The organism is Arthrobacter sp. SO3 (assembly GCF_020532825.1).
GTDB lineage: Bacteria > Actinomycetota > Actinomycetes > Actinomycetales > Micrococcaceae > Arthrobacter.
Map to the genome: position 1 here is coordinate 11817 of NZ_MQTS01000238.1, position 5267 is coordinate 17083.

Annotated in this window: 7 protein-coding genes; 5 read left to right on the forward strand and 2 right to left on the reverse strand. The window is 66.8% G+C overall.

What is annotated here, in order from left to right; genetic code table 11:
- Positions 1-31: 31 nt before the first annotated feature.
- On the reverse strand, positions 32-460 hold the full coding sequence (locus BJQ90_RS20110; protein WP_226761955.1) for a hypothetical protein: 429 nt from the start codon (positions 458-460) through the stop codon (positions 32-34).
- Positions 461-950: 490 nt separating this feature from the next.
- Between BJQ90_RS20110 and BJQ90_RS20115 the strand changes: the two genes are divergently transcribed.
- Entirely contained in the window at positions 951-1238 is a 288-nt protein-coding gene (locus BJQ90_RS20115; RefSeq protein ID WP_226761956.1) for a hypothetical protein, read from the forward strand.
- 204 nt (positions 1239-1442) lie between these two features.
- On the opposite strand, the gene BJQ90_RS20120 is transcribed toward BJQ90_RS20115, so the two are convergent.
- Positions 1443-2045, reverse strand: coding sequence for a DNA-binding protein (locus tag BJQ90_RS20120; RefSeq protein ID WP_226761957.1), 603 nt, complete (start codon positions 2043-2045; stop codon positions 1443-1445).
- 212 nt (positions 2046-2257) lie between these two features.
- Between BJQ90_RS20120 and BJQ90_RS20125 the strand changes: the two genes are divergently transcribed.
- The 4 genes from BJQ90_RS20125 to BJQ90_RS20140 form a co-directional block, all read left to right on the forward strand.
- Positions 2258-2908 (forward strand): helicase associated domain-containing protein, encoded by a 651-nt coding sequence (locus tag BJQ90_RS20125; RefSeq protein WP_226761958.1) that lies wholly within the window; start codon positions 2258-2260, stop codon positions 2906-2908.
- 355 nt (positions 2909-3263) lie between these two features.
- The gene (locus BJQ90_RS20130; protein WP_226761959.1) at positions 3264-3695 is read left to right on the forward strand and encodes a LexA family protein; all 432 of its coding nucleotides are present in this window, start codon (positions 3264-3266) and stop codon (positions 3693-3695) included.
- 29 nt (positions 3696-3724) lie between these two features.
- Positions 3725-5005, forward strand: coding sequence for a Y-family DNA polymerase (locus BJQ90_RS20135; protein ID WP_226762005.1), 1281 nt, complete (start codon positions 3725-3727; stop codon positions 5003-5005).
- Between the two features lie 43 nt (positions 5006-5048).
- Positions 5049-5267, forward strand: a 219-nt coding sequence (locus BJQ90_RS20140; RefSeq protein WP_226761960.1) for a hypothetical protein, incomplete at its 3' end; no start/stop codon positions are given.

Consider the following 5267-nt stretch of genomic DNA (forward strand, 5'->3'; position numbering starts at 1 on the left):
GCTGTCGGCGGGGCACCGGCTCTGGCGCTGGTTAGGCGGCGTTGACCGTGTAGGGCATCCGGTAGCGGGACGGAAGTTCGACGGCGGCTTCCGGGAGGTCGTCCGGGCCGTGGGCCTGTCCGTTCTTCCAGTGGAAGAACGCCTGTTCGGTGATCGCGTCCCACTGCCGGGCCTTGGTCCGGTAGAACGTGCAGCTCACGTCTCCCTCGCAGTACGTGGCGACTCCGAACAGGTTGCCGATGCTGTCAGCGGTCCGCGTGGCCGCGACCATGACATAGGGCCACTGGCCCAGATCCCAGCCATCACAGCCCCAGCTCGGGACGACTGCCCAGCCTTCGGCTTCGATGAGTTCCATCCAGTCGTAGCCGCCGTTCTCGTGGTAATCGCCCAGCACGGTCACGCCGTAGATGGTCTCCCCGGTGTCCTTGGTGGTCACGGTCTTGGTTGCGATTGCGTTCATGGTGTTGCTCCTTCTTGTCCGAGAAGTCGGGGTGAGAGGGGCGGCTTAGGTGACCGGCCAGCGTCCCCTGCTCCCCCGTTGTTTTTTTGTTGCTGGCAAGCTCGCTTGCTCGGCGGCCGACGGAGGCCTGTCCACCTTGGCAAGGGGGAGGAAATTCCTGGAGGGAATCAGCGACGCAGGAGCGCCGGAGGGACATTTCCTGCACCGCAGGCCCCGACGAAGGAGGGGCTGGACGGGCTGGAGCGGACGCCTAGAATCCGCAGGACAGCAACACAAAAACGTCGCAGACGTGAGATGCGGGCCAGGGTCTCCGGAGCCCTGCGACGGAGGCACTGGACCCAACAGCCGGCCGCGCCAGCGGACGCCCAAAACCTGGTTGGAGCGCAGCGGAAATCAGGGTCTTGCTAGGGTGGACGGGTCCCGCCGGTTGCAGGTACTTCTCCCCCGAGTAGACCTCCTGGCCAGGGCTTTTCATTCAAAGGGGCAGCGCATGGGGCTACGGAGTATTTTCAGGAAACGCCCGAGGGCCGCCGGCACGGGTGTGTTGACGCCCGAGACCGGCGCCCTGGAGACGAGGGAGCCGCCGACGACCGAACAGCTCATGGACCTCGAAGAGGCGTGGGCCGAGCTGGCGGTGGCCCAGGAGGCATCGGAGCTGACAAACTTCCATGCCTGCACCCGCACGGGCCGGCCCTGGACCGAAGACCCGGCAGCAGTCAGAGCGGTAGCGGCAACGCTGCGGGAGTTCCCGGCAGCGGAAGCCCAGCCTCCAAGGTAGCGGCGGGGCGGGCGGCCCGGCGCCGGTCTAAGAGTCCTGCCAGAACCGGGCCCCGGATACGGGCCTCACAAGAGGCAGTCGAAGCTCGCCAGCGCCGTCAGTGCAGCACGAAGTTCACGAGAGTCAGCGGTTCCTTGAGGGGACTGTTGCCCCGACTCAAGAGGACAGGTGGGGTAGCTCGGCAGCTCAACGCCGGGGCCGACTCTACTGGTTCGTTTGGTCCCGGTCGTTCTTGTCCGGGGTTTCCGGCACGATGCGCTGCAGGAGCGCGTCGTGCGCCTTTTGCAGGGTCTCGGCCCGGGCTTCGGCCGCGGCCAGCCTGGTAGCTGCGCCGGCTGCGATGTTGCTGGCCTGCTGTTCGGCTGTACGTGCCTGCTCCAGCTGCGCCTTCATCGCCGCGGCCTGGGTTTCCAGCGCGGCGACCCGGGCACTGAGTTCGGTGACGGCCGCGTCCTTCTCGACGCCTACTTTGTCCAGGTCAGCGACGAGCTCGGAGATCTCCTGGCCCAGGTCCTTCTTCTCCTGCGCCCAGATGGCTTCCGCGGCGGCGTGCCGCTCATTGGCCACGGTGGACGCTTCGGCCCAGCATGCCCCGGCCAGCCGCGCGGCCTGTTCCAGCACCGTCGCCGGCGTCGCGGCGACCTGACCACCCGCGGCCTGCTTCTCCTCGACCCACTCCTTCAGGTAACGGGTGGCGTCGGCGTTGCTCACACCCGCCGCCGCCCGCACCGTCGAGACGGTAGGCCGGCGCTCGGCACTGATCTGCTCAGCAGCAGCAAACACACGGTCTTTCACACTCAACGCCACGGCGACAACCTCAAAGTAGTAGGAGTAGTAGTAACAAAACTACTACTCCTACTACTTTATGGCAATACCGCCGCCGCATTCCCTGGCCCGGCGGCCCCTCTCCTCCGCCGGGAGCTCCGAGGGCCGGTCGGGTTACCGGCCAGGCTGGCGGCGGTGGGTCGCCACGTCGCCGGCCTGCCTGGCGGGGTGGTCGTGGCAGGATGGGCTCCATCATGGACAGGCGGTTACGGCGCGCTCCGGACGCGGAATGGGTGTTGATGTACCGGCTCGGACTGAGCCGGCAACGCATCGCCGACCTGGTGCGCGCCGAACCCACCACTGTCGGGTATCACCTGGTCATCGCCCGCCGCCAGGACCCGGGACTCGAACCCGCACACCACGCCGCGGCCGCGACCATGGCCGGCCCCTCCCCCATGGACGTTGCCCGTATGGAGGAGGTCATCGCGTGGATTACGGCCGGGGGCCGGTTCCCGCGCGAACGGTCCGGGGACAAGGGTGAGCGGTCGATGGCGCGGTGGCTCTCGGAGCGCCGGCGGGAAGCAGCCGACGGCGCCCTCGATCCCGCATACCGTGAGGGCCTCGCCCGGGTCCCCGGGTGGGAAGGGAACTCCAGGGCGGCCGCGGAAGAGGCCCGGTGGCATGACCGACTCGCCCAGGTCGTGGACTTCCGCGCCGGGGGCAATGACTGGCCCCGCCACCACGACTACGCCTCAGAGCAGGAGCACACGCTGGGGGTGTGGATCCACACCCAGCGGTACAAACACCGGCGCGGCGACCTCGCCCCTGAAAAGGCCTCGCTTCTGGACGCCGCCGTGCCCGGGTGGCAGATCGGGCGGACCCGGGGCCGCCGCCCCCGGGTGTGACCGGAAGCTCCCGTTTCCCGGCAGCGTGACGGCCAGGGTGGTCAGTAGAATTGCTTTTGGTTCTCCAGTCCCCCCAGCTTGGAGAACCGGGAGCCTCCACGCTTGAGTCCTTGATTCGCGCGGAGGTTTCCTTATGCCCCGCCCAAGGCCCTCGTCCCGACATTCCCTCGCACAGCGTCCCGCTTGGCCGGGTTGTGCCCATTGGGGTCAGGTGGAGCCCTCCGCACAGCTCAAAGCTGTCCCCACTGGCGTGCAACCCGGCCCCCGGCCGGAGGTCGGTCCCAGCGTTTGGTGCCTGCTGTCGGTGCCGGGCGGTATGCTTTATTCGAAGATATATTCGAATAAAAGGTGTGTTGTGGGCGTTCTTGTTGGTCCCCGCGTGATAGATGCGGGTGCGTCGTTGTTGTCGGTGCTGATCTCTCCGGTTGCTGTCGCGGCCGGGTATCCGTCACCCGCGCAGGATTACTTCGACGGGCGGATCGACCTCAACGAGCACCTGATCAAAGACGTCACCTCCACCTACGTGGTGCGGGTGTCCGGAGACTCCATGACCGGCGCCGGGATCAGCGACGGTGATGAGCTGATCGTCAACCGCGCTTTGGAACCGGTGGACGGGTCCGTGGTCGTCGCGGTCCTGGACGGGGAACTGACCATCAAACGGCTCCGGATCACGGCCACCGGGATCGTGCTGCAGGCAGAGAACCCCGCGTACCCGGACATCCGGGTACCGTCCCTCTCCGATCTCGTGGTGTGGGGCATTGCCACCCGATGCCTGCACCACCTTTAAGGGCCGGGGCTGTGTCGAAGCCGGCGGTGATGCGGCGGATGCCGCAGATCGCGCACGTGGATGTGAACTGCTTCTACGCCAGCGCCGAGCGGGCGTTCAACCCGTCCCTGGAGGGCCGGCCCGTCATCGTGCTCTCCAACAACGATGGGTGCGCCGTCACCCGCTCCCCCGAAGCCAAAGCCCTCGGCATCGCCATGGGTGAGCCGTGGTTCAAACTCGCACCCCGGGCCAGGGAATGGGGACTCGTTGCCTTATCCAGCAACTACGAACTCTACGGCGACATCAGCGCCCGCGTGATGGAGCTTCTGGGCCGGTATTCGGCTTGGCTGGAGGTCTACAGCATCGACGAGGCCTTCCTCGGCGTCAAAGGCACCCCCGACGAACTCCGCGCCCTCGGCCGGGACATGAAAGCCGCCGTGCGGCGGAACGTCGGGGTGCCGGTCTGCGTCGGCATCGGACCGACGAAGACGATTTCGAAGCTGGCGAATAAATGGGCGAAGAACAACCCGGCCTTCGGCGGGGTCTGCCACTGGGACTCCGTTCCCGCCGCCGAGAGGGAAGGGTTGATGCGCCGCCTGTCCGTGATCGAGGTCTGGGGTGTCGCCACGCGGCTGACTAAACGCCTCAACGCCCTGGGCATTCACTCCATTCTTGATTTGTCCCGGGCTGATCCGGTGATGATCCGGGACCGGTTCTCCGTTGTCATGATGCGCACCGTCCTAGAACTGCAGGGAACCCCCTGCATCCCCATGGAGGAAGAACGGATCGGCCGGGACCAGCTCATCTTCTCCCGCTCCTTCGCCACCCCCATCACCACCGCGGCCGGGATCCGGCAGGTCATGAGCGTCTACGGCCAGCAGGCCTCGGCCCGGCTGGCCAAACACGGGCTCCAGGCCAAAGTCCTCACCGCCTTCGCCGGCACCTCACACTTCAACCCGAATAACACCTCCTACCCCTCCGTCAGCGTGGCCCTGCCGATGCCAACCGCGGATCCGGTGCTGCTCACCAAAGCAGCCCACGCCCTGTTGCCTCGCATCGTGGAGGGCATCCGGTATGCCCGGGCCGGCATCATGGTCACCGACCTCTGCCCTACCGGCAACCAGGCACCCCTGTCTTTGTTTGAGAACCCGCATGAGGAACGCCACGTCGGGACCCTCCTCGAAGACATCACCCGCCGGTACGGGCGGGGCTCCATTGGCCTGGGCCACGGCGGAATCCGCGGCGGCCCGGACTGGACCATGAAACGGGACATGCTCTCCCCCCGCTACACCACCCACTGGGACGAACTCCCCCTCGTCAAAGCCGCCTAAACCCATCACACCTGCACGACAGCACCACGAAAGAACCACACCCATGAGCATCATCACCGACACTGCCCCGCAGACCCACGATCTGCAGGTCCGGCTTGATCCGGCAGGAAAGCCGCTCGCCATCCGCCACAACGGCCAGATCTGGCTGGTCGACCCCGACACCGACTCCCAACACTGGTACGGACGCGACGCCTGGTGGGACACCCGCCGCACCGCCGCCGTCGGCAGCGGCGACCTGGTCAGTATCGAGTACTGGCAGGTA

What these genes read in the sequence shown, in the direction of transcription:
- BJQ90_RS20110 (WP_226761955.1), bottom strand. Translation starts at nt 460, where the DNA reads ATGAACGCAATCGCAACCAAGACCGTGACCACCAAGGACACCGGGGAG.
- BJQ90_RS20115 (WP_226761956.1), top strand. Translation starts at nt 951, where the DNA reads ATGGGGCTACGGAGTATTTTCAGGAAACGCCCGAGGGCCGCCGGCACG.
- BJQ90_RS20125 (WP_226761958.1), top strand. Translation starts at nt 2,258, where the DNA reads ATGGACAGGCGGTTACGGCGCGCTCCGGACGCGGAATGGGTGTTGATG.
- BJQ90_RS20135 (WP_226762005.1), top strand. Translation starts at nt 3,725, where the DNA reads ATGCGGCGGATGCCGCAGATCGCGCACGTGGATGTGAACTGCTTCTAC.